Origin of the sequence: Cellulosimicrobium sp. 22598 (assembly GCF_052044445.1) — a bacterium.
Classification (GTDB): domain Bacteria; phylum Actinomycetota; class Actinomycetes; order Actinomycetales; family Cellulomonadaceae; genus Cellulosimicrobium; species Cellulosimicrobium cellulans_G.
Window position 1 is genome coordinate 148,425 of record NZ_JBQEMZ010000006.1, and the last position, 23,179, is coordinate 171,603.

Annotated in this window: 21 protein-coding genes; 6 read left to right on the forward strand and 15 right to left on the reverse strand. The window is 76.0% G+C overall.

Annotated elements, in window-relative coordinates; all coding sequences use genetic code 11:
- Positions 1-171: 171 nt before the first annotated feature.
- Together ACTJIY_RS08560 and ACTJIY_RS08565 are read right to left on the reverse strand one after the other, a co-directional pair.
- Entirely contained in the window at positions 172-813 is a 642-nt protein-coding gene (locus tag ACTJIY_RS08560; protein ID WP_440674165.1) for a response regulator transcription factor, read from the reverse strand.
- Positions 810-2,156 (reverse strand): sensor histidine kinase, encoded by a 1,347-nt coding sequence (locus ACTJIY_RS08565; protein WP_440674164.1) that lies wholly within the window; start codon positions 2,154-2,156, stop codon positions 810-812. The genes ACTJIY_RS08560 and ACTJIY_RS08565 overlap by 4 nt, the downstream gene beginning before the upstream one ends.
- Before the next feature lie 211 nt (positions 2,157-2,367).
- Here ACTJIY_RS08565 and ACTJIY_RS08570 point away from each other — a divergent pair, with 211 nt between their 5' ends.
- Together ACTJIY_RS08570 and ACTJIY_RS08575 are read left to right on the forward strand one after the other, a co-directional pair.
- The gene (locus tag ACTJIY_RS08570; RefSeq protein ID WP_440674163.1) at positions 2,368-3,477 is read left to right on the forward strand and encodes an ABC transporter permease; all 1,110 of its coding nucleotides are present in this window, start codon (positions 2,368-2,370) and stop codon (positions 3,475-3,477) included.
- Positions 3,478-3,531: 54 nt separating this feature from the next.
- A complete protein-coding gene (locus ACTJIY_RS08575) occupies positions 3,532-4,284 on the forward strand; it encodes an ABC transporter ATP-binding protein (RefSeq protein ID WP_440674162.1) in 753 nt (250 codons plus the stop codon).
- Between the two features lie 26 nt (positions 4,285-4,310).
- Here ACTJIY_RS08575 and ACTJIY_RS08580 read toward each other — a convergent pair whose 3' ends face one another.
- From ACTJIY_RS08580 to ACTJIY_RS08600, 5 genes are all read right to left on the reverse strand, one after another.
- Positions 4,311-5,909, reverse strand: coding sequence for a DUF6297 family protein (locus ACTJIY_RS08580; RefSeq protein WP_440674161.1), 1,599 nt, complete (start codon positions 5,907-5,909; stop codon positions 4,311-4,313).
- 2 nt (positions 5,910-5,911) lie between these two features.
- The gene (locus ACTJIY_RS08585; protein WP_253051302.1) at positions 5,912-6,613 is read right to left on the reverse strand and encodes an ABC transporter ATP-binding protein; all 702 of its coding nucleotides are present in this window, start codon (positions 6,611-6,613) and stop codon (positions 5,912-5,914) included.
- 5 nt (positions 6,614-6,618) lie between these two features.
- Positions 6,619-7,653 carry a bifunctional riboflavin kinase/FAD synthetase gene (locus ACTJIY_RS08590; protein WP_353706749.1) on the reverse strand — a complete coding sequence of 345 codons (1,035 nt, stop codon included), beginning with the start codon at positions 7,651-7,653 and terminating at the stop codon, positions 6,619-6,621.
- Positions 7,654-7,759: 106 nt separating this feature from the next.
- Positions 7,760-8,740, reverse strand: a complete 981-nt coding sequence (gene truB / locus ACTJIY_RS08595; protein ID WP_440674160.1) for a tRNA pseudouridine(55) synthase TruB — start codon at positions 8,738-8,740, stop codon at positions 7,760-7,762.
- Positions 8,737-9,327 (reverse strand): TetR/AcrR family transcriptional regulator, encoded by a 591-nt coding sequence (locus ACTJIY_RS08600; RefSeq protein ID WP_253051299.1) that lies wholly within the window; start codon positions 9,325-9,327, stop codon positions 8,737-8,739. The genes truB and ACTJIY_RS08600 overlap by 4 nt, the downstream gene beginning before the upstream one ends.
- Positions 9,328-9,402: 75 nt before the next feature.
- Here ACTJIY_RS08600 and ACTJIY_RS08605 point away from each other — a divergent pair, with 75 nt between their 5' ends.
- Entirely contained in the window at positions 9,403-10,167 is a 765-nt protein-coding gene (locus tag ACTJIY_RS08605; protein ID WP_440674159.1) for an MFS transporter, read from the forward strand.
- A 48-nt stretch (positions 10,168-10,215) separates the two neighbouring features.
- A complete protein-coding gene (locus ACTJIY_RS08610) occupies positions 10,216-10,875 on the forward strand; it encodes an MFS transporter (RefSeq protein ID WP_440674158.1) in 660 nt (219 codons plus the stop codon).
- Positions 10,876-10,981: 106 nt separating this feature from the next.
- Here ACTJIY_RS08610 and rbfA read toward each other — a convergent pair whose 3' ends face one another.
- The 5 genes from rbfA to rimP form a co-directional block, all read right to left on the reverse strand.
- Complete coding sequence (gene rbfA / locus ACTJIY_RS08615) at positions 10,982-11,422, reverse strand: 30S ribosome-binding factor RbfA (protein ID WP_253051297.1); 441 nt, start codon at positions 11,420-11,422, stop codon at positions 10,982-10,984.
- 86 nt (positions 11,423-11,508) lie between these two features.
- Positions 11,509-14,358, reverse strand: a complete 2,850-nt coding sequence (infB, locus tag ACTJIY_RS08620) for a translation initiation factor IF-2 (RefSeq protein WP_440674157.1) — start codon at positions 14,356-14,358, stop codon at positions 11,509-11,511.
- Between the two features lie 156 nt (positions 14,359-14,514).
- A complete protein-coding gene (locus tag ACTJIY_RS08625) occupies positions 14,515-14,895 on the reverse strand; it encodes a YlxR family protein (protein WP_440697228.1) in 381 nt (126 codons plus the stop codon).
- 24 nt (positions 14,896-14,919) lie between these two features.
- On the reverse strand, positions 14,920-15,981 hold the full coding sequence (gene nusA / locus ACTJIY_RS08630) for a transcription termination factor NusA (RefSeq protein WP_253051294.1): 1,062 nt from the start codon (positions 15,979-15,981) through the stop codon (positions 14,920-14,922).
- Between the two features lie 2 nt (positions 15,982-15,983).
- Positions 15,984-16,613 (reverse strand): ribosome maturation factor RimP, encoded by a 630-nt coding sequence (gene rimP / locus ACTJIY_RS08635; protein ID WP_253051293.1) that lies wholly within the window; start codon positions 16,611-16,613, stop codon positions 15,984-15,986.
- A 150-nt stretch (positions 16,614-16,763) separates the two neighbouring features.
- On the opposite strand from rimP, the gene ACTJIY_RS08640 reads away from it, so the two are divergent.
- Positions 16,764-17,879, forward strand: a complete 1,116-nt coding sequence (locus ACTJIY_RS08640) for a DUF4439 domain-containing protein (protein ID WP_440674155.1) — start codon at positions 16,764-16,766, stop codon at positions 17,877-17,879.
- Positions 17,880-18,040: 161 nt separating this feature from the next.
- Here the strand turns inward: ACTJIY_RS08640 and ACTJIY_RS08645 are convergent, their stop codons facing one another.
- The gene (locus ACTJIY_RS08645) at positions 18,041-19,909 is read right to left on the reverse strand and encodes a proline--tRNA ligase (RefSeq protein WP_440674154.1); all 1,869 of its coding nucleotides are present in this window, start codon (positions 19,907-19,909) and stop codon (positions 18,041-18,043) included.
- 33 nt (positions 19,910-19,942) lie between these two features.
- Between ACTJIY_RS08645 and ACTJIY_RS08650 the strand changes: the two genes are divergently transcribed.
- Positions 19,943-20,866, forward strand: a complete 924-nt coding sequence (locus tag ACTJIY_RS08650) for an Fpg/Nei family DNA glycosylase (protein WP_440674153.1) — start codon at positions 19,943-19,945, stop codon at positions 20,864-20,866.
- 18 nt (positions 20,867-20,884) lie between these two features.
- Here ACTJIY_RS08650 and ACTJIY_RS08655 read toward each other — a convergent pair whose 3' ends face one another.
- Positions 20,885-21,847 (reverse strand): GNAT family N-acetyltransferase, encoded by a 963-nt coding sequence (locus ACTJIY_RS08655; protein WP_308202276.1) that lies wholly within the window; start codon positions 21,845-21,847, stop codon positions 20,885-20,887.
- A 7-nt stretch (positions 21,848-21,854) separates the two neighbouring features.
- Positions 21,855-22,994: a flavodoxin-dependent (E)-4-hydroxy-3-methylbut-2-enyl-diphosphate synthase gene (gene ispG / locus ACTJIY_RS08660; RefSeq protein ID WP_237843615.1), complete on the reverse strand. Its 1,140-nt coding sequence runs from the start codon at positions 22,992-22,994 to the stop codon at positions 21,855-21,857.
- Positions 22,995-23,179: the final 185 nt, after the last annotated feature.

Sequence of the window (23,179 nt, forward strand, 5' to 3'; positions counted from 1 at the left end):
GGCTCGCGCTCGCGCAGGGGCGTGTGCGACCGCCCCCTGGACTGCGGCCCGGGGATCGCGCGGCCGCGACGGACGCCGTGCACGACGGCGCCGCTCACCCGGAGGGAGGGGCCGCACCCGGGCCTGTGACACCCCGCGGGCGACGACGGACGCCCCGCCGGCAGGCGTCCGCTACCCGCGCAGGAGGCCGCGCCGTCGGGCCTCGGCGACCGCCGCGGTGCGCGAGGGCGCGCCGAGCTTGTCGTAGACGTGGACGAGGTGCGTCTTGACGGTCGCGCGCGAGAGGAACAGCTTGTGCGCGATCTCGTCGTTGGTGCGCCCCTCGGCGACGAGCGAGAGCACCTCGAGCTCGCGCGCTGTGAGCGCCGTGCCGGGGCTGCGCAGGCGGCCGAGCAGGCGCCGCTGCACAGCCGGTCCGAGCGCGACCTCGCCCGCCGCGGCGGCGCGCACGGCGGCGACGAGCTCGTGCGTCGGCGCGTCCTTGAGCAGGTAGCCGCGGGCGCCCGCCTCGACCGCCGCGAGGATGTCGGCGTCCGCGTCGTAGGTGGTCACGACGAGCACGGCGGGCCCGTCGGTCGCGACGATCTCCCGGACCGCGTCGACCCCTCCGAGCCGGCCGGGCCCGAACTGCAGGTCGAGCAGCACGACGTCGGCCCGCAGCCCGCCGCGCAGCCGTGCGAGGAGCTCCTCGGCCGCGCCGACCTCGGCGACGACCCGCACGTCCGGCTCGGCCTCGAGCACGGCGCGCAGCCCCGTGCGCACGACCGGGTGGTCGTCCGCGAGCACGACGTCGACGACGGCCGGTCCGGTCATCGCCCCTCCTCGACGTCCTCGGCGGCCCCGAGCGGCACCCAGGCCGCGACCGCGGTGCCCGCGCGGGGCGCGGACTCCACGGACAGCGTGCCACCCAGCTCGGCGAGCCGCGCACGCATCGCCACGAGGCCGAACCCGCCCGACGGCCCCGGCCCGTGCTCGGACCGGCCGGGGACGCCGCCGGCGTCGAAGCCGCGCCCGTCGTCGACCACGTCGAGGGCGACGGCCTCCTCCCCCGGCGCGACACCGGCCAGGAAGCTCAGCGTGACCGCGACGCGCGACGCGTCCGCGTGCTGCTCGACGTTGGCGAGCGCGGACTGTGCCACGCGCAGCAGCGCTGCCTCGACGTCCGTCGGCAGCGCCACGGGGTCGCCGCTCACCTGCACGACGACGTCGGGCCCGCGCCCGTCCCCGTGCGCCGCGATGCGGGACGCCGTGCGCGCCGAGGTGCGGCGCAGCGCGTCCACGAGGTTCGACGACGCGAGGTCGGCCGGCGCCAGCGCGCGCACGACGCGGCGCGCCTCGGCGAGGTTGTGCCGCGCGACCTCCCGCGTCTGCTCGACGTACCCGCGCGCGGTGCCGACGTCGCCGGCGTCGAGCGCGGTCTGCGCGGCACGCAGGAGGAGCTCGGCCGAGGAGAAGCCCTGGGCGAGCGTGTCGTGGATCTCGCGCGCGAGGCGTTCGCGCTCCGCCGCGACGGCGCGCTCGCGCTCGGCCGTGGCGAGCTCGTCGCGCGTGCGGACGAGCTCGTCGAGGGTGCGCTGCCGCTCCTGCGACTCGCGCACGACCGCCTCGAGCGCGAGCACGACGACGACCGCGACGGCCCCGCCGATCGCCGGTCCGAGCACGAACGGCAGCGCGACGTCCGCCGTGTAGACCCCCATGACCCCGACCACGAGGAGCACGAGCACCCCCACCGCGACCGGGCCGCGACGCGGGCCGAGCACGTGCATCGCGAGGAACATGAGCGGGAACGCGACCCACACGGCCGTGACCGAGACCAGGCACAGCGCGACCCACAGCACCACGAGCCCGGTCACCCACGCGCCCGCGGGCCACCACGCGCCCCGGGGCGCCCGCACGTCGGCCGGGAGCGGCAGTCGGCGCCGTCCCAGCACGTAGAGGGCGAGCAGCGCGGCGCCCACCCCGACGGCGACGACGCCGCGCACCGTGCCCGTCGCGAGAGCGCCGACGAGCGCGAGCACGAGCAGTCCCACGAGCAGGACGTCGAGGCCCCGGCGCAACCACCGCGTGGCCGCCGGGACGACCCGCGCGCCGTCCCCGACGAGCCCGGCACGCCCACGGGGCGCGACAGCAGGGCTCGAGGACGCGGTCGGGATCACGCCGTCACCCTAGCCACGCCGCCCGCGCCCGGCATCGTCCGAACGGTCGATGCCCGGCTCCACCCCACGGCGCCGCAGGACCGACCGGCACGGCGATCCGGACCGGCTCCCGCCGCGGGACCGTGGAGAGGACGTCGGGCACGCACGGCACCCACGGGGTGCCGGGTCCGTCGTCGTCCACCCGCCCACGGCACCCCTGGAGGTCCTCCCCGTGTTCCTCGCCCTGCGCGACCTGCGCCACGCCCGCGGGCGCTTCGCGCTCATGATCACGGTCGTCGCGCTCATCACGTTCCTCGTCGCGTTCCTCGCGGCGCTCACCGCCGGGCTCGGTCGCGCGAGCACGTCGGCCGTGACCGGGCTGCCCGTCGACCGCCTCGCCTTCGCGCCGCCGGCCGAGGACGCCTCGCCGACCTTCACCGAGTCCGAGGTCACGGCCGCGCAGCAGCAGGCGTGGGCGGACGTCCCCGGTGTCCGGTCCGCGGAGCCGCTCGGCGTCGCGACCGTGCGCGCGTCCGGCGAGGGCACGGCCGCCGTCACCGCGTTCGGCGTCCGGCCGGGCTCCGGCCTGGTCCCCGGGACGGGCGACGGGAGCGCGGACGTCTCCGCCGGGACGGTCGTGCTCTCGCGCGGCGCCGCCGACGCGCTGGGCGCGGACGTCGGCGACCAGGTCGGGGCCGGACCGCTCGACCTGCGCGTCGCCGCGGTCGAGGACGCCGAGGCCGACTTCGCCCACACGCCCGTCGCGTGGGTCGCCCTCGACGACTGGCAGGCGGTCGGCGCGCGCGGGGGCGATGCGCAGGACGGCCCGACCGCGACCGTCGTGGCGCTCCGGTTCGGCGACGACGCGCCGTCGGCGGACGCGCTCGCCGCGGCCGACGCGGACCTCGGGACCGTCACCGCCACCCCCCGCGAGGCTCGGTCGGCCATCTCCTCGTTCACCGCCGAGAACCTCTCGCTGACGCTCATGCAGGTGTTCCTCCTCGCCATCTCCGCGCTCGTCGTCGGCGCGTTCTTCACCGTCTGGACCATCCAGCGCGCCGGCGACGTCGCCGTGCTGCGCGCGCTCGGCGCCTCGACGCGCTACCTCCTGCGCGACGCGATCGGCCAGGCGGGCGTCGTGCTCGGCGTCGGCGTCGGTCTCGGCACGGCGCTCGCGGCCGGGGCGGGGCTGCTCGCGGCGCAGGTCATGCCCGTCGTCGTCGACCTCTCCACGACGCTCGTCCCGGCCGTCGTGCTCGTCCTCCTCGGCGGGCTGGGCGCGGTGCTCGCCGTGACGCGCGTCGCGCGCGTGGACCCCCACGCCGCGCTCGCCGCCCGCTGACCGCCGCCCGCCCTCGGCCCACCACGCACCCGAACCTGTACCGAAGGAGTCCCCGTGGACCTCGTCCTCGACCGTATCCGCCTCGCCTACCCCGACGGCGACGACGTCCTCGTCGCCGTGGACGACGTCTCGCTCACCGTGCCCTCGGGCACCACGACGGCGCTCCTCGGCCCGTCGGGTGCCGGCAAGTCCAGCCTGCTCGCCGTCGCCGCCACCCTCACGCCGCCGACGTCCGGCGTCGTGCGCGTCGGCGACGACGTCGTCAGCGCCCCGCTCTCCGCGCCCGACGTCTCCGCGGGCGGGCCCAGGACGGGCCGCGGCGCCCGCCGTCGGGCGCGGCGCGCCGCCGACCGCGCGGCCGCCCTGCGCCGCGAGCGCATCGGGATCGTGTTCCAGCAGCCGCAGCTCGTCGCGTCCCTCACCGTGCTGGAGCAGCTCGAGCTCATGAGCCACCTCCGGGGCCGGCCCGCCGCGTCGCGCCGCGCGCACGCGCTCGCCCTCCTCGACGCGGTGGGCGTCGCCGACCGGGCGGACCGTCGCCCGGAGCACCTCTCGGGCGGGCAGCGCCAGCGGGTGGCGATCGCGCGGGCGCTCATGAACGACCCCCAGGTGCTCCTCGTCGACGAGCCCACGTCGGCGCTCGACCACGAGCGCGGCGTGCAGGTCGTGGAGCTCGTCGTGCGGCTCGCGCGCGAGCTCGACGCCGCGACGCTGCTCGTCACGCACGACGAGGCGACCCTCGGCCCGGTCGACGCCCGCGTGCACCTGGCGGACGGCCGGGTCGTCGAGGCGCCGGTCGTCGCCTGACGGCTCCCCCCGGCCGCCGACCGCGGTCAGCGCGCGGCGCGCACGTGCGTCGCGACCGCGAGCGCCAGCCCCGCCGCGACCGCCTGGGCGACGACCGCTCCCCAGCCGGGGACGCCGACGAGGAGCGCCACCCCGAGGGGGACGGCGCCGAGGACCGCGACGTCCGGCCCCTTGCGCAGCACCGCGGCGGCGCCCGTGGGCACCCCGCCCGCGGGCGTCGCGAGCAGCGGGCCGCCCCAGTTCGGCGGCTCGCGGTAGGCGCTGCGCACGGCGGCGGCGCCCTGGACGACGGCCGCGAGCGCACCGAGGGCCAGCCAGCGCGCGTCGCCCGTCGCGACGACGAGCGGCACCGACCCGGCGACGAGGCAGGCGGCGGCCGTGAGCGTGGGGACGACGCCGCGCGCGAGCCGGGTCCACCGCGCGGCGAGCGGCACGAGCGCGTCGACGACGGGCGCCATCTCGGCGGTGCGCGCTCCCTCGGCGCCGAGCACCGCGGCGCCGAGGCCCGCCACGACCAGCACCGCGAAGAGGCCGAACCCCGAGCCGAGGCCCGGGACCTGCTGGGCGACGACCGTCAGCGCGCCCAGGCCGACGAGCTGCGCGAGCGCGGACGGGCTGCGCCCGAGGAGGACGAGGTCGGCCGCCACCACCGCGCCGAACGCGCCGCGGACCGCGGCGAACCGGCGCGAGCGCCGGACGCGCACGCGCGTCGCGCCCGCCCGGCGCAGGGCGCGGCCGAGGTCGCGGGTGTCGAACGAGAGCACGGCTCCGCCGACCTGGTCCGCCACGGAGCTCTGCGCGCGCAGGACGGTCGCCCCGAGCGACTCCAGCCCGCGCCACCAGCGCAGCACGAGCACGGCCCCGACGGCGAGGAGGCCGAGCGCGACGAGGGGCGGGGCGACGAGCGCGGGCAACCCGGGTCGGCCGGCGGCGACGAGCACGAGCCCGGCGACCGGGACGGCGGCGACCGCGACGTCGCTCGCGCGGGCGAGAGCGCCCGCCGCCCGGGGGTAGGGCTGGACGAGGCCGGCGACGGCCACGAGCAGGAGGCCGAGCGCGCCGCCCGTCAGCGTCGCCCGGAGCGCGGTGACGGCGTCGAGGCCGGCGGCGACCGACACGACCGCCGTCCCGACCGCGCCCAGAACCCCGCCCAGGAGCACCGCCCGGACGAACGACGGCGACACGAGCCCGCGCCGGTCCGCCGGTGTCGGCACCCACCAGCGCACGCCCGCGCTGCCCGCCCCCACGGGTCCGAGCCGCACGGCCGTGCCCGTGAGGAGCGCGAGCAGCGCGGCGGTCCCGAGCGCCTGGACCGCGCCCGGCCCGAGCACCGGCGCTCCGGCCGCCGAGCCGGGGTCGAGGGTCGAGCGCAGCATCGAGGCGAGCCCGATCACCCAGCCGGTCGCGAGCGCGACGGACACGACGGCGTAGGCGGCGTCGACGACGATCTCCCCCGGGCCCGCGTCGGCGCGCGCCGCCGCGGCGCGCGCGGTCAGACGGCGCAGCTCGCGTCCGGTGAGCAGCTCGTCGGGGTCCGTGCGCAACGCGTTCGCCGCGCCGTCGGCATCGTCGCGGTTCGTGCGGCGGGCCTCTCCGGGGAGTCCGCCGGGGCGCGCGTCGGTCACCGTCAGCGCACCGCCAGGAGCGCGTCGTGGGTGTCCGACGGGTCGAGCGCGACGCACGCGTCGTCGCCGACGAGGAGGCCGCGGGCGCCGGTCCGCGCGACGAGGTCCGGGTCGTGCGTGGCGAGGACGACCGCGACGCCGCTGCGCGCGTCGTCCACGAGCAGGCCCGCGAGACGCTCGCGCATCCCGGGGTCGAGGCGCTGCTCGGGCTCGTCGAGCACGAGCAGCTCGCGGGGCCGCACCAGCCCGGACGCGAGGAGGAAGCGGCGCCGCTGGCCCGACGAGAGCGCCGACGGCAGCGACGCCGCCTGCTCCGCGATCCCGAACCGCTCCAGGAGCCCGTCCACGGCCGCCCCCGCGCCCACCACGCCGTGGCCGCGCGCGACGAGGACGAGGTGCTCGCGCACCGTGAGCGCGGGGAAGAACGCGTCGTCGTCGAGCACGCCCGCGACGCGGGCGCGGAAGCCCCGCTCGCGCTCGTCCACGTCCCGACCGAAGGCGCGCACCGTGCCGCCGAGCGGTGGCTGCAGGCCGATCACCGTGCGCAGGAGCGTCGACTTCCCGCTGCCGTTCGCGCCGATGACGACGACCAGTTCGCCGGGGTGCACCGTGAGGTCGACCGGCGCGCACACGGCCACGTCGGCGTAGCCGACGCGCAGGGCGCGCGCCTCCAGCACGGGGGCGGGCGCCGGTGCGGGAGCCACCACGGTCAGGCCCCCGACGTCGGCGCGGCCGGCTCCCCGCCCGTGCCGGCGAGGATCTCGCGGGCGCGGGCGACGTCGTCGTGCATCTGGGCGACGAGCGGCTCGATCCCGTCGAAGCGCAGCGTCGGGCGCAGGCGCTCGACCAGCTCGAGGACGACGTCCTCGTCGTACAGGTCGAGGTCGGCCCGGTCGAGGACGTAGGCCTCCACGCGACGTTCGACGCCGTCGAACGTCGGGTTGGTGCCGATGGAGATCGCGGCCGGGAGCCGGACGTCGGCGTGCCGGGGGTCGGCACCCGCGAGCTGCGGGCGCTCCAGCCAGCCCGCGTACACGCCGTCGGCCGGGACCATGCCGCTGATCGCGCCGAGGTTCGCCGTCGGGAAGCCGAGCTCGCGGCCCCGGGCGTCGCCGTGCACGACCGTGCCCCGCACGCGGTGCGCTCGGCCGAGGATGCGGGCCGCCTCGCGCACGTCGCCCGCCGCGAGCAGCGCCCGCACGCCCGTGGAGGACCAGCGCACCTGCGAGTCGCCCGGCGTCGCCTCGTCCGTGACGGGCACGCCCTGGTGCTGCCCGACGTCGTCGATCGCCACGACCTCGAACCCGAACCGCGACCCGAGCTCGATCATCGTCTCGATCGTCCCCGCGTTGTCGCGGCCGAAGCGCACGTCATGCCCCACGACGACCGTCCCCACCCGGAGCCCGTCGACGAGGTACGTGCGCACGAACTCCTCCGGGGTCTGGCGCGCGAACTCGAGCGTGTACTCGACGAGGAGGACGGCGTCCAGGCCCGTCGCCGCGAGCAGCTCGACCCGGTCGGCGATGCCCGTGATGAGCTCCGGCGCGCTCTCGGGGCGGTGCACGACCGCGGGGTGCGGGTGGAAGGTCACGGCGACCGCCCGCGCGTCGCGCGAGCGGGCGAGGTCGACGATCCGCCCGAGCACCTGGGCGTGGCCGCGGTGGACGCCGTCGAAGTTGCCGATCGTCACGACGGACGGGCCGAAACCCGGGGGAACCTGGCTCAGGTCCGTCCACAGGTGCACGCGAGAACTCCTCCGGTGAGGGGGCGGGTCGGGCGCGCCGGCAGGGAGTCGTCGGCGCCGCTGGACAAGACTGCCACGCCCCGGCCCCGACGCCGAACCGAGCGCGTCAGGCGGGCGCCAGGACGAGCACGGGCTTCGCGAGGTCGGCGCCGCCGCGACGCGTGTCCTCGACGAGCGCGACGAGCTCGCCCGCCGGGGAGATCGCCGCCGCCGTGCCCCGCGTCCCCGTCGCCGGGATCCACTGCCCGTACGACAGGGCCGTGGCCTCCTGCGCCGTGAGGTCGCGCACGGGGAACGTCGCGCGCGCCGCCTCGGCGAGCGGCAGGGTCGCGAGGACGCCGTCGCGGTCGGCCTGGGCCTCGAGCTCCTCGAGCGTGGAGGCGACGTCGAGCCCGTACCCGCCGACGCGCGTGCGCCGCAGGGCCGTGAGGTGCCCGCCCACGCCGAGCGCGGCACCGAGGTCGCGGGCGAGCGCCCGGACGTAGGTGCCGGACGAGACGGTCACGGCGACGTCCACGTCCAGGGCGGGGGGCGCGCCGTCGGACGCCTCCCCCGGGCCCACCGGGCGCACGTCGAGGACCTCGAAGCGCGAGACGACGACGGGCCGCGCCGCGAGGGCGACGTCCTCGCCCGCCCGGGCGCGCGCGTACGCCCGCTTCCCGTCGACCTTGATCGCGCTCACCGTGCTCGGCACCTGGAGGATCTCGCCCGTGAGGCCCGCGATCGCGCGGTCGAGGTCCGCGCGCCCGACGCCGGACGCGTCGGCGCGCGCGACGAGCTCGCCCTCGGCGTCGTCGGTCGTCGTGCTCGCGCCGAGCCGGATCGTCGCGTCGTAGTCCTTGTCCGCGCCGACGACGTACGTGAGGAGCTTCGTCGCCCGGCCGACCCCGAGCACGAGGACGCCCGTCGCCATCGGGTCGAGCGTGCCCGCGTGCCCGACCTTGCGCGTGCCGGCGAGCCGGCGGCCTCGACCGACGACGTCGTGGCTCGTCCAGCCGCCCGGCTTGTCGACGACGACGAGACCGTCGGGTGCGGTGGGCCGGCGCGGGGACGTCGTGCGGGGTCGTCCCGAGCGCGACTCGGTCATCGTGCCTGCTCCGTCGCGACCCGCCGCAGGGCGGCCGAGGGGTCGATCGTGCACCGCACGAGCATCGCCAGCGACGGGTCGTCGTCGGCGTGCGCGTCGGCCTGGAGCGCGAAGAGCGTGTTGAGGAGCATGCCCTGCGCCACGAAGTCGCGTGCCTCGACGTCGCTCGCACCGGTGCGCGCGCGGTAGAGATCGAACGACCGCGCCAGCACCTCGCGCCCCCGCGATCCGAGCACGGGGTCCGAGCCGAGGACGAAGCCGTGCATGAGGACCCGGAGCTGGTCGGGGTCGGCGACGAGGCGCGTGTAGGCCTCGACCATCGCGGCCTTCGCGTCAGGACCGGGCCGAACGGCCTCGAACCGCGCGAGGACCTCCGTCGCGATGCGGTCGAACACCTCGCGGAACAGCTCCTCCTTGGTCCCGAAGAGCCGGACCACGTACGGCTGGGAGACGTTCGCGGCGCGCGCCACCTGGTCGGTGCTCGTGCCCGCGTAGCCGCCCTCGGCGAACACCGCCGTCGCGGCGTCGAGGATCTGCTCGCGACGCTCGTCGCGCGTCATGCGCCGGGTCGGGACGTCGGGACTCATGGTTGACAGGTTATCAGTCGATAACTAGCGTCCGTCGGGTAGTAATCAATCAATGCTTACTAGCCGGAGGATGCCATGTCCGTCTCCCCGCCCGACGCCGTCGCCCGCGACGACGAGCACCTCGCCACCGTCGCGGAGCCGTCGCCGTCCGCCGCGCACGCCCCGCCCGAGGCGGGCCCGCGGCGCGCGCGGCCGGTCGCGCTCGCACTCGTCGCCGCCTCGCTCCCGATGTTCATGGCGACGCTCGACAACCTCGTCGTCACCGGCGCGCTCCCCGTGATCTCCGCGGCGCTGCGCCCGACGGTCGAGGAGCTGCAGTGGTTCGTCAACGCGTACACGCTCACCTTCGCCGCGCTCATGCTGCCCGCGGCCGCGCTCGGAGACCGGTTCGGTCGCCGCCGGGTGTTCGTGGCCGGGATCGCGCTCTTCACGCTCGCGTCGGCGGGGGCAGCCCTGGCGTCCACCCCGGGCGCGCTCGTCGCGGCCCGTGCGGTGCAGGGCGCAGGAGCCGCCGCGATCCTCCCGCTCTCCCTGGCCCTGCTGGTGGGCGCGGTGCCGCCGGCGCGACGCGCCCTCGCGATCGGCGTCTGGAGCGGCGTCTCCGGCCTCGGCGTGGCGCTCGGCCCGCTCGTCGGCGGCGCCGTCGTCGAGGGACTGAGCTGGGAGGCGATCTTCTGGCTCAACGTCCCGGTCGCGCTCGTCGCCGTCCCGCTCGTCCTCGCCGGGCTGCGCGAGACCTTCGGGCGGCGCCAGCCGTTCGACGTGCCCGGGCTGCTGCTCGCGGGCAGCGGGATCCTCCTCGCGGTGTGGGGCATCGTCGACGCCGAGCGGCGCGGCTAGGGCTCGGGGGCCACGGTCGCCACGCTCTCCCTCGCGACGGCCCTTCTCGTGCTCTTCGTCGTCCACGAGTCGCGCACGGCGCACCCGCTCGTGCCGCTGCGGCTGTTCCGCTCGCGGAGCTTCAGCGCGGCGAACGTCGCGAGCCTCGCGTTCGCGGTCGGGATGTTCGGCGCCGTCTTCCTGCTCACGCAGTTTCTGCAGGTCGGGCTGGGCTTCTCCCCCCTCGATGCCGGCGTCCGCACCCTCCCCTGGACGGCCGCACCGATGGTCGTGGCACCGCTCGCGGGCGCTCTCGCGGGCCGCCTCGGCACCCGTCCGCTCGTCGTCGGCGGCCTCGTGCTCCAGGCGGCGGCGCTCGGCTGGATGGCCGTGCTCGTCGGGTCCGGGATGTCCTACGCCGCGCTCGTCCCGGCGTTCGTCCTCGCCGGGGTGGGCATGGGCCTGACGTTCGCCCCGGTCTCGACGGCGGCGCTCGCCGGGGTGGGGGACGCCGACCACGCGACGGCGAGCGGCGTCAACGCCACCGTGCGGGAGGTCGGCGTCGCGCTCGGCGTCGCCGTCCTCACCGCCGTCTTCCTCGGCGCGGGAGGTGCGCTCACCCCTGCCGCCTTCGCCACGGGCCTCGCTCCGGCGCTGGCCCTGGGCACGGCGGTCCTCGTCGTCGCCGTCGTGGCGGGCCTCGCCATCCCGCGCGGCACAGGTCGCTGACCGGCGGCGCACGACGACGGGACGCCCCGCGAGACGACGGTGCCCGGCCGGGGAGCGCGTGTCCGCCGCTCCCCGACCGGGCATCGATGTCCTGTGGCGCAGGACGCTACGCCTCGGTGGCGCCGTCCTCCTCGCTCGTCCGGTACGGGTCCGCGTCCCCGGCGAAGGCCTTGCCCTCGCGCAGGGCCGCGAGCTCCGCGTCGCGACGGCGCGCCTCGACGAGCGCGGCGTCGAGGTGCGCAGCCGTCTCGGGGACCGAGTCGAGGTGGAACTCGATCGTCGGCGTGAGACGGATCCCCGTCTGCTTGCCGACCTCGGACCGGATGAGCCCCTTGGCGCTCTCCAGCGCGGCGGCCGTCCCGGCCCGCTCCTCGTCCGTGCCGTACACGGTGTAGAACACGGACGCGTTCTGCAGGTCACCGGTGACGCGCACGTCCGTCACCGTGACGAACCCGAGCCGCGGGTCCTTGATCCGCGTGTCGAGCAGCTGCGCGACGATCTCCTTGATGCGGTCGGCGAGCTTCCTCGCCCGGGGGTGGTCGACCATGGCTTCTTCCTTTCGTGCCGAGCGTTCCGGCGACGGTCCCGACGACCGTACGCCGAACGGTCCCCGTCGGCCGGGCGTGACGAGCGTCAGGAACGCGGCTTCTCCCGCATCTCGAACGTCTCGATCGTGTCGCCGACCTGGAGGTCGTTGAACGAGCCCAGTCCGATACCGCACTCGAAGCCCTCGCGGACCTCGGTGGCGTCGTCCTTGAACCGCTTGAGCGACTCGACCGTGAGGTTGTCCCCCACGACCTTGCCGTCGCGCAGGACGCGCGCCTTGGCGTTGCGGCGGATCTCGCCCGACCGGACGATCGAACCCGCGATGTTGCCGAACTTGGAGGAGCGGAAGATCTCGCGGATCTCCGCCGTGCCCAGCTGGGCCTCCTCGTACTCCGGCTTGAGCATGCCCTTGAGCGCGGCCTCCACGTCCTCGATCGCCTGGTAGATGATCGAGTAGAAGCGGACGTCGACGCCCTCGCGCTCGGCCAGGTCCTCGACGCGCTCGCCGTACTTCACGTTGAAGCCGATGATGATCGCGTTGTCGACCGTCGCGAGGTTGACGTCGTTCTGCGTGATCGCACCGACACCGCGGTGGATGACGCGCAGCTCGACCTCGTCGCCCACGTCGATCTTGAGCAGCGCGTCCTCGAGAGCCTCGACGGCACCGGACACGTCACCCTTGAGGACGAGGTTGAGGGTCTCGACCTTGCCCTGCTGGAGCGCCTGCGTGAAGTCCTCGAGGCTGATGCGCTTGCGGCGCTTGGCCAGGAGGGCGGCGCGCTCGGCGGCCTCGCGCTTCTCGGCGATCTGGCGCGCCGTGCGCTCGTCCGGCGCCACGAGGAACGTGTCGCCCGCGCTCGGCACGGACGCGAGACCCAGCACGAGGACCGGACGGGCGGGGCCCGCCTCGGTCACGGCGTTGCCGTGCTCGTCGAACATCGCGCGGACGCGGCCGTGGGCAGTGCCGGCGACGATCGCGTCACCGACGCGCAGCGTGCCGGACTGGACGAGGACGGTCGCGACGGCGCCGCGGCCCTTGTCCAGGTTCGCCTCGATCGCGACGCCGCGAGCGTCCTTGTCGGGGTTCGCGCGCAGGTCGAGCGAGGCGTCGGCCGTGAGCAGGACGGCCTCGAGGAGGTCGTCGATGCCCATGTTCTGCTTGGCCGACACGTCGACGAACATGGTGTCGCCGCCGTACTCCTCGGCCACCAGGTTGTACTCGGTGAGCTGCTGGCGGATCTTGGCCGGGTTGGCCGACTCCTTGTCCACCTTGTTCACCGCGACGACGATCGGCACGTTCGCCGCCTGGGCGTGGTTGAGCGCCTCGATGGTCTGCGGCATCACGCCGTCGTCCGCGGCCACGACCAGGATCGCGATGTCCGTCACCTGGGCACCACGGGCACGCATGGCGGTGAACGCCTCGTGACCCGGGGTGTCGATGAAGGTGATGGCGCGGTCGGTGCCCTCGTGCTCGTGGCGCACCTGGTAGGCACCGATGTGCTGGGTGATGCCGCCGGCCTCGCCCGCGACGACGTCCGTCTGGCGGATCGCGTCGAGGAGCTTGGTCTTTCCGTGGTCGACGTGACCCATGACGGTGACGACCGGCGGACGAGCCATGAGCTCGTCGTCGCCCTCGGCCTCGAGCTCCGCGTCCAGGTCGATGTCGAAGGACCCGAGCAGCTCGCGGTCCTCCTCCTCCGCCGAGACCATCTCGATGACGTAGCCGAGCTCGGCCGCGAGCGTGCCGAACGTGTCCTCGTCGAGCGACTGCGTCGCGGTCGCCATCTCACCGAGGTGGAAGAGGACCGTGACGAGGCTCGCGGGGTTCGCGTCGATCTTGTCCGCGAAGTCGTTCAGGGACGAGCCGTGCCGCAGTCGCACGACGGTCGAGCCGTTCCCGCGGGGAACCTGCACGCCGCCGAGCGACGGCGCCTGCATCTGCTCGAACTCCTGGCGCTTCGCGCGCTTCGACTTGCGCCCGCGCACGGGACGGCCGCCGGCGCGCCCGAAGGCGCCCTGCGTGGAGCCGCGACCCGCGCCGCCGCGACCGCCGCCACCGGGACGACCGGCGAAGCCGCCGCCGCCACCGGGCGCGCCGCCACCACCGGGACGACCGCCGAAGCCGCCACCGCCGCCACGACCGCCGCCGCCACCGCCGGGACGACCGCCGGGAGCGGGACGCTCGCCGGGGCGACCGATCGAGGTGCGGCCGGGCATCATGCCCGGGTTCGGGCGCGGGCCACCGGGACGCGGAGCGGGACGGGGGCCACCCGGGCGGGGGCCGCCCGGACGCTCGCCCGACGCCGCCGCGGCACCCTCGGCGCGCTCGGGACGCGCGCCGGGCCGGGGCATGCCCTGGCTGGACGCGAAGGGGTTGTTGCCCGGGCGCGGGGCGCCCGGACGCGGGCCGCCACCCTGCCGGGGCATGCCCTGGCTGGAGGCGAACGGGTTGTTGCCCGGGCGCGGGGCACCGGGGCGCGCGCCCGAGCCACCCGGACGGGGGGCGGGCGCGTTCGTGCCGCCGCCCGGCTTGGGCGTGGCGGTGGGCTTCTGGGGCGCCGGGCGCTCGGCCGCGGGGGCCTGGGGCGCAGGAGCCTTCGGTGCCGGTGCGGCGGGCGCCGGGACCTGAGGTGCCTTCGCGGGCTCGGCCGGGGCCGGGGCCGCCGACCGGGGCGCGGGAGCCTCCGCCTTCGGCGCGGCCGGCTCGGTCTTTGCCTCGGGCTTCGGGGCCGGCTTCGGCGCGGCCGGGCGCGCGGCGGGCTTGCTCGCGGCGCCGCCCCCGGCGGGGAAGGCGTCGCGCAGCTTGCGGACCACCGGTGGCTCGATGGTCGAGGATGCCGAGCGGACGAACTCACCGAGCTCCGTCAGCTTGGTCATGATGGTCTTGCTCTCCACCCCGAGCTCCTTCGCGAGCTCGTAGACGCGGACCTTTGCCACAACTCTCCTGTCTCGGCCCGCCCCGGACAGGGAGGACCGTCGTTAGTGCTGGGTGCTCATCGCTGGGTACTCATCGGGTGCCCATCGGCTTCTAACCCGCTTCCTTGTCGACGTGTCGTGCAGTGCGGCCCCGGGGACGGGGCCGTGACGCATGGCTCAGACGTGCTCTCCCGGCCGCGCCTCGATCACGGTGCGGACCGCGGCGAGGTCGAGGGGCCCGGCGACGCGCAGGGCCCGCGGGACGGCCCGCCGGCGTTCCGCCGTCTCGAGGCACCGGGCCGACGCGTGGAGCCACGCACCGCGACCCGGCAGCGACCGTCCGGCGTCCACCACGAGCCGGGGCTCGTCGGTGCTCGCACCGGACCGGTCGAGGACCAGACGGAGGAGAGCTGACCGCAGGTCGCGCTCCCGGCATCCGACGCACGTACGGACAGGACCCGAGCCCGTGGGTACGGGGCGGGTCGTGGTGTCCTGGGGCATGGTCGAGGTGCGGGCGCGCGGCCCGGTCGAGGACAGTCTACCGCGCCGTCCCGTCATCCGTGACCGTCCCACCCCCGTCGACTACCGGTCTCCGGTGCGAGGACCTGCGGGAGCGTCGTCGCCGGACCGCTCCGCCGGGGCGCCGCCCTCGTCCGAGCGGATGTCGATGCGCCACCCCGTGAGCTTCGCGGCCAGGCGGGCGTTCTGCCCCTCCTTGCCGATCGCCAGGGAGAGCTGGAAGTCCGGGACGACGACGCGCGCGGCGCGGGCCACCTCGTCGACGACCGTGACGGACGACACACGAGCCGGCGACAGCGCGTTGGCCACGAACTGCGCCGGGTCGTCGCTGTGGTCGACGATGTCGATCTTCTCGCCGTGCAGCTCCGCCATGACGGCGCGCACCCGGGAGCCCATCGGGCCGATGCAGGCGCCCTTGGCCCCGAGACCGGGGACCCGGGAGCGCACGGCGACCTTCGTCCGGTGCCCGGCCTCGCGGGCGATGGCGGTGATCTCCACCGACCCGTCCGCGACCTCGGGCACCTCGAGCTCGAACAGCTTGCGCACGAGGTTCGGGTGCGTGCGGCTCAACGTGATCTGCGCGCCCTTCATTCCCCGGGCCACCTCGAGCACGTACGCGCGCAGGCGCTCGCCGTGCACGTACTCCTCCGTGGGCACCTGCTCGTGCGGCGGGAGGACCGCCTCGGTGCCGCCGACGTCGACCAGCACCACGCGCGGGTCGCGGCCCTGCTGGATGACGCCCGCGAGGACCTCGCCCTCCTTGCCGCGGAACGTGCCGAGGATCTGGTCGTCCTCGGCGTCGCGCAGGCGCTGGACGATGACCTGGCGCGCGGTCGACGTCGCGATCCGGCCGAAGTCGGCGGGCGTGTGGTCGAACTCCGGCCCGTACTCGACCGGGCCGCGCGGGGCGTCCTCGTCGTCGGTCTGGGGAGCCGGCAGCTCCTCGCGCGCCCACACGGTGACGTGCCCCGTCTTGCGGTCGAGCTCGACGCGCGCGCGGGAGTACGCGTCCGGGGTGCGGTGGTACGCCGAGAGCAGGGCCTGCTCGATCGCGGCCACCAGGACGTCGAGGCTGATGTCCCTCTCGCGCTCCAGCAGGCGCAGCGCGCTCATGTCCACGTCCATCGTCAGGCCTCCTCGTCGTGGGCGGTCGTGTCGTCGGTCGAGCCGGGCGCCGGATCGTCGGCAGCGTCGTCGAGCTCGGGCAGGTCGGCCTCCAGGGCGCGCCTGAGCTCCACCTGCACCTGCCCACGGACCACGTCGGCCAACGGCACGACGCGCTCCGTCACGACCCCGCGCGCGCCGGGGACGTCGAGCAGCAGGTCCGGGCCGACCTCGGACCCGGCCCGCAGGCGCCCCTCGACCGTGCCGCCGTCGGCGAGCACGAGGCGTACGAGGCGACCGCGGGCGCGCCGGAAGTGGCGCGGCTCGGTGAGCGGACGGTCGGTGCCGGGCGTCGAGACCTCGAGCGTGTACGCGCCGCGGAGCGGGTCCACCGCGTCCAGCGCCGTGGAGATGGGGCGGGTCGCCTCCGCCACGGTGTCGAGGTCGAGGTTCCCCTCGACGTCGTCCGGGAGGTCGAGCACGACGCGCACCACGGAGCGGGCTCCGGCGCGCGACACCGTGACGTCCTCGAGGAAGAGTCCCGCGTCCCGGACCGCGGGCTCGATCGCCGCGCGCACGCTCTCGCGGAGCGCGTGCGACGTCGCGTCGCCCCCGGGTGCCTTGCCGGACTGACCGCCCGCCTGCCCTGCCATGACTCAGCTCCTGTCCGTGTCCCACGCCGGGTACGGAAGACGACCGGTGTGTTGTTGTCTCGGGATCTCCCGACGATCCGCTCGTCGGGACGTTCGACCGGGGACCAGCCTAACGACTCGCGGGCCCCGGACGTGACATCATCGCCCCCGATGACTCCCCACGCGACCGCGGCACCCGCGGCGACCCGTTCCCGCCCGGGCCGGACGCCCCGGCCCGGGGGCCGCCTGCTCGCCGCCGTGACGGTGCTCGCGACCGGCGTCCTGACGGCCGGGTGCGGCCTCCGGCTGGAGACGCCGCCCCCCACCGAGCCGTCGCCCGACGCCGTCGAGGTGCTCCGCGCCGGCGCGGTGGACGACGCCCTCGCGATCGCCGACCTCGTGGCGGACGTCACGCCGGGCGTGACCGACCCGGCCACCCTCGCAGCCCTCGCGGACGTCGCGACGTTCGCCGGGCAGCACGTCGACGCCCTCGGCGGGGTCTACGACTCCGGGCTGGGCGACCTCGACCTCCCCGGTGACGACAACCCCCCACAGGGTCCCCCGCCGGGGGACGACGACGAGGCCGCCGGCGACGAGACGCCGGCCGGCGGCGAGGGCACCGACGACGGCTCGCCCGACGCCCCCGGCACCGGCGGCGACGTCGCCACGACCGACGACGTCGTCGTCGCGCTCGTGGAGGCCGCACAGCGCGCGGGCGCCTCGGCCGACGCGTCGACGGACGCCGGGCTCGCCCGGCTCCTCGCGTCGGTCGCGGCGTCGGACCACGTCTCGGCGCGACGCCTCGCCGCGCTCACCGGGTCCGCCGCGGCCGACGGGCTCGCGACGACGGCCCCGCCCGTCGAGGAGTCGCCCGCCGGCATCGGCGCGCCGGACCTCGCGACGCTCGTCGAGTCGGAGGACGCCGCGGGGTACGCGTACGAGGTGCGCGCCGCGCAGTCCGAGGGCGACGCCCGCACGGCCGCGGTCGCGCGCGCCGCCGAGCACCGTGCGCGCGGCCAGGCGTGGGCCCTCGCAGCCGGGACGGACGGCACCGCGCAGGACCCCCGGCGCGTCGCCTACGCGCTGCCGGACGACGCGGACCTCGCCTCCCTGGCGCGCCAGGTCGAGTCGGGCCTCGCACAGTCGTACGCGAGCCTCGTCGCGACCGCCCCGGCCACCTCCCGGGCCGAGGCGGTGGCCCTCCTCGTCGACTCGTGGGCGGGCGCGGTCGCGTGGGGCGAGCCGCCCGTCGCCTTCCCCGGGCTCCCGGAGCAGGCCGCCGGCTGATCCCGGCCGCGCCCCGGCGCCGGACGGGCGCCACCCGGCTCGGTGCGGGAGCGGCCCGCGACCCGCGCGGGACCGCCGCTCCTCCCGCTCTCCTCCGGGGACGACGGAGGCGCCCCCGGCCCGTGAGACCGGACCGGGGGCGCCTCCGACGCTGCGACGTGTCAGCCCAGGAGCTCGGCCACCTGCGCCGCCACGTGCTCGACGGCGTCCGCGACGGCGACCTGCACGGCCTCGCCCGCGCGGGGGCGGACCTCGACGACGCCGTCGGCCAGGCCGCGGCCCACGACGAGGAGGAGCGGCACGCCGAGGAGCTCGGCGTCCTTGAACTTCACGCCCGGCGAGACCTTCGGACGGTCGTCGTAGACCACCTCGACGCCCCGGGCCGTGAGCTCGGTCGCGAGGCGCTCGGCCTCGTCGAAGACGCTCGCGTCCTTGCCCGTCGCGACGACGTGCACGTGCGCGGGCGCGACGTGCGCGGGCCACGCGAGCCCGGCGTCGTCGTGGTTCGCCTCCGCGAGCGCCGCGAGCACGCGCGTCACGCCGATGCCGTACGACCCCATGGTCACGACGACCTGCTTGCCGTTCTCGTCGAGCACGGTGAGGCCGAGCGCCTGGGCGTACTTGCGCCCGAGCGCGAAGATGTGGCCGATCTCGATGCCGCGGGCCAGCTCGAGCGGGCCCGAGCCGTCGGGCGCGAGGTCGCCCGCGCGGACCTCGGCCGCCTCGACCGTGCCGTCGGCGGCGAAGTCGCGCTCGGCGACGAGGTCGAACACGTGCCGCCCCGGCTCGTTCGCGCCGGTGATCCAGCGCGTGCCGGCGACGACGCGCGGGTCGAGCAGGTAGCGCACGGAGTGCCGCTCGGGCACCTCGCCCTCGACGACCTCCGCGGGCACGTCGCGCCGGACGTTCGGGCCGAGCACCTGCGGGCCGATGTAGCCCTTGACGAGCTCGGGGTGCGCGGCGAAGTCCGCGTCCGTCGCCGGCTCGACCTCGGCCGGCTCGAACGCCGCGCCGACGCGCTTGAGGTCGACCTCGCGGTCGCCGGGCAGCCCGACGACGACGACCTCGCGGCGGCCGTCGGGGTGCGTGAGGGCGAGCACGACGTTCTTCAGCGTGTCCGCCGCCGTCCACGCGCGGTCGGGGCGCGGGAAGCGGGCGTTGGCGAGGGCGACGAGCGAGTCGATCGTCGGGGTGTCGGGCGTGTCCTCGACGTGCGCCGCGGGCGCGTCGGCGTAGTCGACGTCCTCCGGGACGGGCGTCACGACCGCCTCGACGTTGGCCGCGTAGCCGCCGGGCGAGCGCACGAACGTGTCCTCGCCGATCGGCGTCGGGGTGAGGAACTCCTCGGAGCGCGAGCCGCCCATGGCGCCCGACGTCGCGGCCACGATCACGTACTCGAGCCCGAGCCGGTCGAAGATGCGCCGGTACGCCGCGCGCTGCGCCTCGTAGGAGCGCTCCAGACCCTCGTCCGTGGTGTCGAACGAGTAGGCGTCCTTCATGACGAACTCGCGGCCGCGGATGAGGCCGGCGCGAGGACGCGCCTCGTCGCGGTACTTGGTCTGGATCTGGTAGATCGTCAGCGGCAGGTCCTTGTACGACGAGTACAGGTCCTTGACGAGGAGCGTGAACATCTCCTCGTGCGTCGGCGCGAGGAGGTAGTCGCCCTCCTTGCGGTCCTTGAGCCGGAAGATGTTGGGCCCGTACTCCGTCCAGCGGCCCGTCGCCTCGTACGGCTCCTTGGGCAGCAGCGCCGGGAAGTGCACCTCCTGCGCGCCTGCCGCGGCCATCTCCTCGCGGACCACGTCCTCGACCTTGCGCAGCACGCGCAGGCCGAGCGGGAGCCAGGTGTAGATGCCAGGCGCGGCGCGGCGGATGTAGCCCGCTCGCACGAGGAGCTTGTGGCTCGCGACCTCGGCGTCGGCCGGGTCCTCGCGCAGCGTCCGGACGAACAGGGTGGACAGGCGCAGGAGGTCGGCGCCCCGGACGCGGGTGGAGGCCGCGGCGGGCGCGCCGGACGTGACGGAAGACATGCGCCCCACCCTACCGGCGGGGAGGATGTCCCCATGCCCGAGCTGCCCGAGGTCGAGGCCCTCGTCCGGTTCCTCGACGACCGCGCGACCGGACGCACCGTCGTCGCCGCCGACGTCGCCCAGATCGCCGCGCTCAAGACGTTCGACCCGCCCGTCGGGGCGCTCGTCGGGCGCGTCGTGACCGGTGCCCGCCGCCACGGCAAGTGGCTCGACCTCGTCCTCGCGCAGCCCGTGGGCGGCCCGCCCGCGCCGGGGCCCGACGACGAGGTCCACCTCGTCTTCCACCTCGCCCGCGCCGGGTGGCTGCGGTGGTCGGAGAAGGCACCGACGACGCCCGTGCGGCCCCGGCTCGGCGGCAGCGGGGGCGGGAAGGCCGCGGTGCTCGCGCTGCGCGTGCGGTTCGACGACGGCTCGGGGTTCGACCTCACCGAGGCGGGGACGCGCAAGCGGCTCGCGGTGCACGTCGTCCGGCACCCCGAGGAGGTCCGGGCGATCGAGACGCTCGGGATCGAGCCGCTCGACCCGGGCTTCACCCCCGAGGCGCTCGGGGCGCTCATGGCCGCGCGCAACCAGCAGGTCAAGGGGCTCCTGCGCGACCAGTCGTCGATCGCGGGGATCGGCAACGCCTACTCCGACGACATCCTCCACGCGGCCCGCACGAGCCCGTTCAAGCTCACGCGCTCGTTCACTCCGGACGAGGTCGCCCGGGTGCACGCCGCCGTCGGCGAGGTGCTCGCGGAGGCCGTGGCGGCGTCGTCGGGCAAGCCCGCCGCGGAGCTCAAGGACGCCAAGCGCGCGGGGATGCGCGTGCACGGACGCACCGGGCTGCCGTGCCCCGTGTGCGGGGACGTCGTGCGCGAGGTGAGCTTCGCCGACCGCAGCCTGCAGTACTGCGCGACGTGCCAGACGGGGGGCCAGGTCCTCGCCGACCGCCGGATGTCGCGGCTGCTCAAGTAGCGCGCGGGTCGCGGACCGTCAGAAGAGGACCGTGGCGTACGTGCCGACCTGCTCGAACCCGACGCGCCGGTACGTCGCGAGCGCGCGCGCGTTGTAGTCGTTGACGTACAGCGACACCACCGGCGGCGCGACGCGGCGGGCGGCCTCGGCCGGGGTCCCCCGGCGGGCGAGGTGCACGACGGCGGCCATCCCCGGCGCGGCCAGGCCCTGGCCGCGGTACCGCGGGTCGACCCACACGCCCTGGACCTGCGCGACGAGCGGCGTCACCGCGCCGAGCTCCGCCTTGAAGACGACGTGCGGCGCGCCGTCGCCCCCCGCGATCCGGACGAACGACCGGCCCGCGAGCACGAGCGACCGCACCCGCTCCTCGTAGGCGCGCCCGCCGCCCTCGACGGGCGAGTAGCCGACCTCCTCGGTGAACATGCGCACGCACGCGGGCAGGACCACGGGCACCTCGGCCGCGACGGAGCGACGCACGCCCGGGTCGGGCTCGACGTCGGGGTCGCGGTCGATCGCGAGCGACGGCTGGTTCGCCCGGATCTCGCGCGGCGACGGCCAGTGGGGCGCGAGCTGCTCCCACAGCGCGAGGACGGCGTCACGCTCCCCCACCACCGACGACGACCGTCGTCCGGCGTGCCGCGCGAGCACGGCGAACGCCGCGACCGCCGCGCGGGCCCGGTCGGGGTCGAGCGACGCCGGGACGACCGGCACGAGGTTGGCACCGGCCCAGCACACCGCCTCGAGCGGCCCGACGGCCGGGAACCCCCAGGCCTGCCCGCCCGCCGCGTGCAGACCCGCGTGCTGGGCGACCGCGAGCCGCGCCGCCGCGAGCGTCGACGCGACCGGGTCGCCCGCGCAGACCGCCAGCGCCTCCGGGACGTCCGCGTCGACGAGGACGCGCGCCCGGGCGTGCTCGCCGGCACCAGCCTCCCCGCGCGACCGCGGCCTCAGGGCCGGGACGGTCGGACGCCAGCGGGCCACCGGACCGTCAGCCGACCGTGACGACCGGCGGACCGGCCTGCGCGTCGTTCTCCGGCGTCATGGTCTCCGCGATGCGCAGCGCCTCCTCGATGAGCGTCTCCACGATCAGCGCCTCCGGCACCGTCTTGACGACCTCGCCCTTGACGAAGATCTGGCCCTTGCCGTTGCCCGACGCGACGCCGAGGTCCGCCTCGCGCGCCTCGCCCGGGCCGTTGACGACGCAGCCCATGACGGCGACGCGCAGCGGCACCTCCATGCCCTCGAGCCCGGCCGTGACCTTCTCCGCGAGCGTGTACACGTCCACCTGGGCGCGGCCGCACGACGGGCAGGAGACGATCTCGAGCTTGCGGGGGCGCAGGTTGAGCGCCTGGAGGATCTGGTTGCCGACCTTGACCTCCTCGACCGGGGGCGCGGACAGCGAGACGCGGATCGTGTCGCCGATGCCCTTGCTCAGCAGCGCGCCGAACGCCGTGGCCGACTTGATCGTGCCCTGGAACGCCGGTCCGGCCTCGGTCACGCCGAGGTGCAGCGGCCAGTCCCCCGCCTCCGCGAGCAGCTCGTACGCCCGCACCATGACGACCGGGTCGTTGTGCTTCACCGAGATCTTGAAGTCGTGGAACCCGTGCTCCTCGAAGAGCGACGCCTCCCACACCGCCGACTCGACCAGCGCCTCGGGCGTCGCCTTGCCGTACTTGGCGAGCAGTCGCGGGTCGAGAGACCCGGCGTTCACGCCGATGCGCAGCGACACGCCCGCGTCCGAGGCCGCCTTCGCGATCTCCTTGACCTGGTCGTCGAACTTGCGGATGTTGCCCGGGTTCACGCGCACCGCGGCGCAGCCCGCGTCGATCGCGGCGAACACGTACTTGGGCTGGAAGTGGATGTCCGCGATCACGGGGATCTGCGACTTCTTCGCGATCGCCGGCAGCGCGAGCGCGTCGTCCGCGCTCGGGACCGCCACGCGCACGATGTCGCAGCCCGACGCCGTGAGCTCCGCGATCTGCTGGAGCGTCGCGTTGATGTCCGTCGTCGGCGTCGTCGTCATCGACTGGACGCTGATCGGCGCGTCGCCGCCGACGTCCACCTTGCCGACCTTGATCTTGCGGCTCTTGCGTCGCGGGGCGAGGACCGGCGGCGGGGCAGCAGGCATTCCGAGACTGATGGGTACGCTCACGCCCCTAGTATCCCCCGTCGGCCGACCCGAGGGCGCGCCCGCCCACGAGCGACCACGCACCTCTCCTCCGCGTCCCGGACTTCGTCGCGGATCCTCCACGGCGACGGACGCTCGGCGCCCGACCCCTGCGCATGCCTTGACACATCTGCCGCAGCGACTTA

Excerpts from the sequence above, each read along its gene's own strand:
- ACTJIY_RS08640 (WP_440674155.1), top strand. The coding sequence starts at position 16,764 with ATGACTCCCCACGCGACCGCGGCACCCGCGGCGACCCGTTCCCGCCCG.
- ispG (WP_237843615.1), bottom strand. The coding sequence starts at position 22,994 with ATGCCTGCTGCCCCGCCGCCGGTCCTCGCCCCGCGACGCAAGAGCCGC.
- rimP (WP_253051293.1), bottom strand. The coding sequence starts at position 16,613 with ATGGCAGGGCAGGCGGGCGGTCAGTCCGGCAAGGCACCCGGGGGCGAC.
- ACTJIY_RS08605 (WP_440674159.1), top strand. The coding sequence starts at position 9,403 with ATGTCCGTCTCCCCGCCCGACGCCGTCGCCCGCGACGACGAGCACCTC.
- ACTJIY_RS08650 (WP_440674153.1), top strand. The coding sequence starts at position 19,943 with ATGCCCGAGCTGCCCGAGGTCGAGGCCCTCGTCCGGTTCCTCGACGAC.
- truB (WP_440674160.1), bottom strand. The coding sequence starts at position 8,740 with ATGACCGAGTCGCGCTCGGGACGACCCCGCACGACGTCCCCGCGCCGG.
- ACTJIY_RS08600 (WP_253051299.1), bottom strand. The coding sequence starts at position 9,327 with ATGAGTCCCGACGTCCCGACCCGGCGCATGACGCGCGACGAGCGTCGC.
- ACTJIY_RS08625 (WP_440697228.1), bottom strand. The coding sequence starts at position 14,895 with ATGACGGGACGGCGCGGTAGACTGTCCTCGACCGGGCCGCGCGCCCGC.
- ACTJIY_RS08560 (WP_440674165.1), bottom strand. The coding sequence starts at position 813 with ATGACCGGACCGGCCGTCGTCGACGTCGTGCTCGCGGACGACCACCCG.
- nusA (WP_253051294.1), bottom strand. The coding sequence starts at position 15,981 with ATGGACGTGGACATGAGCGCGCTGCGCCTGCTGGAGCGCGAGAGGGAC.
- ACTJIY_RS08645 (WP_440674154.1), bottom strand. The coding sequence starts at position 19,909 with ATGTCTTCCGTCACGTCCGGCGCGCCCGCCGCGGCCTCCACCCGCGTC.
- rbfA (WP_253051297.1), bottom strand. The coding sequence starts at position 11,422 with ATGGTCGACCACCCCCGGGCGAGGAAGCTCGCCGACCGCATCAAGGAG.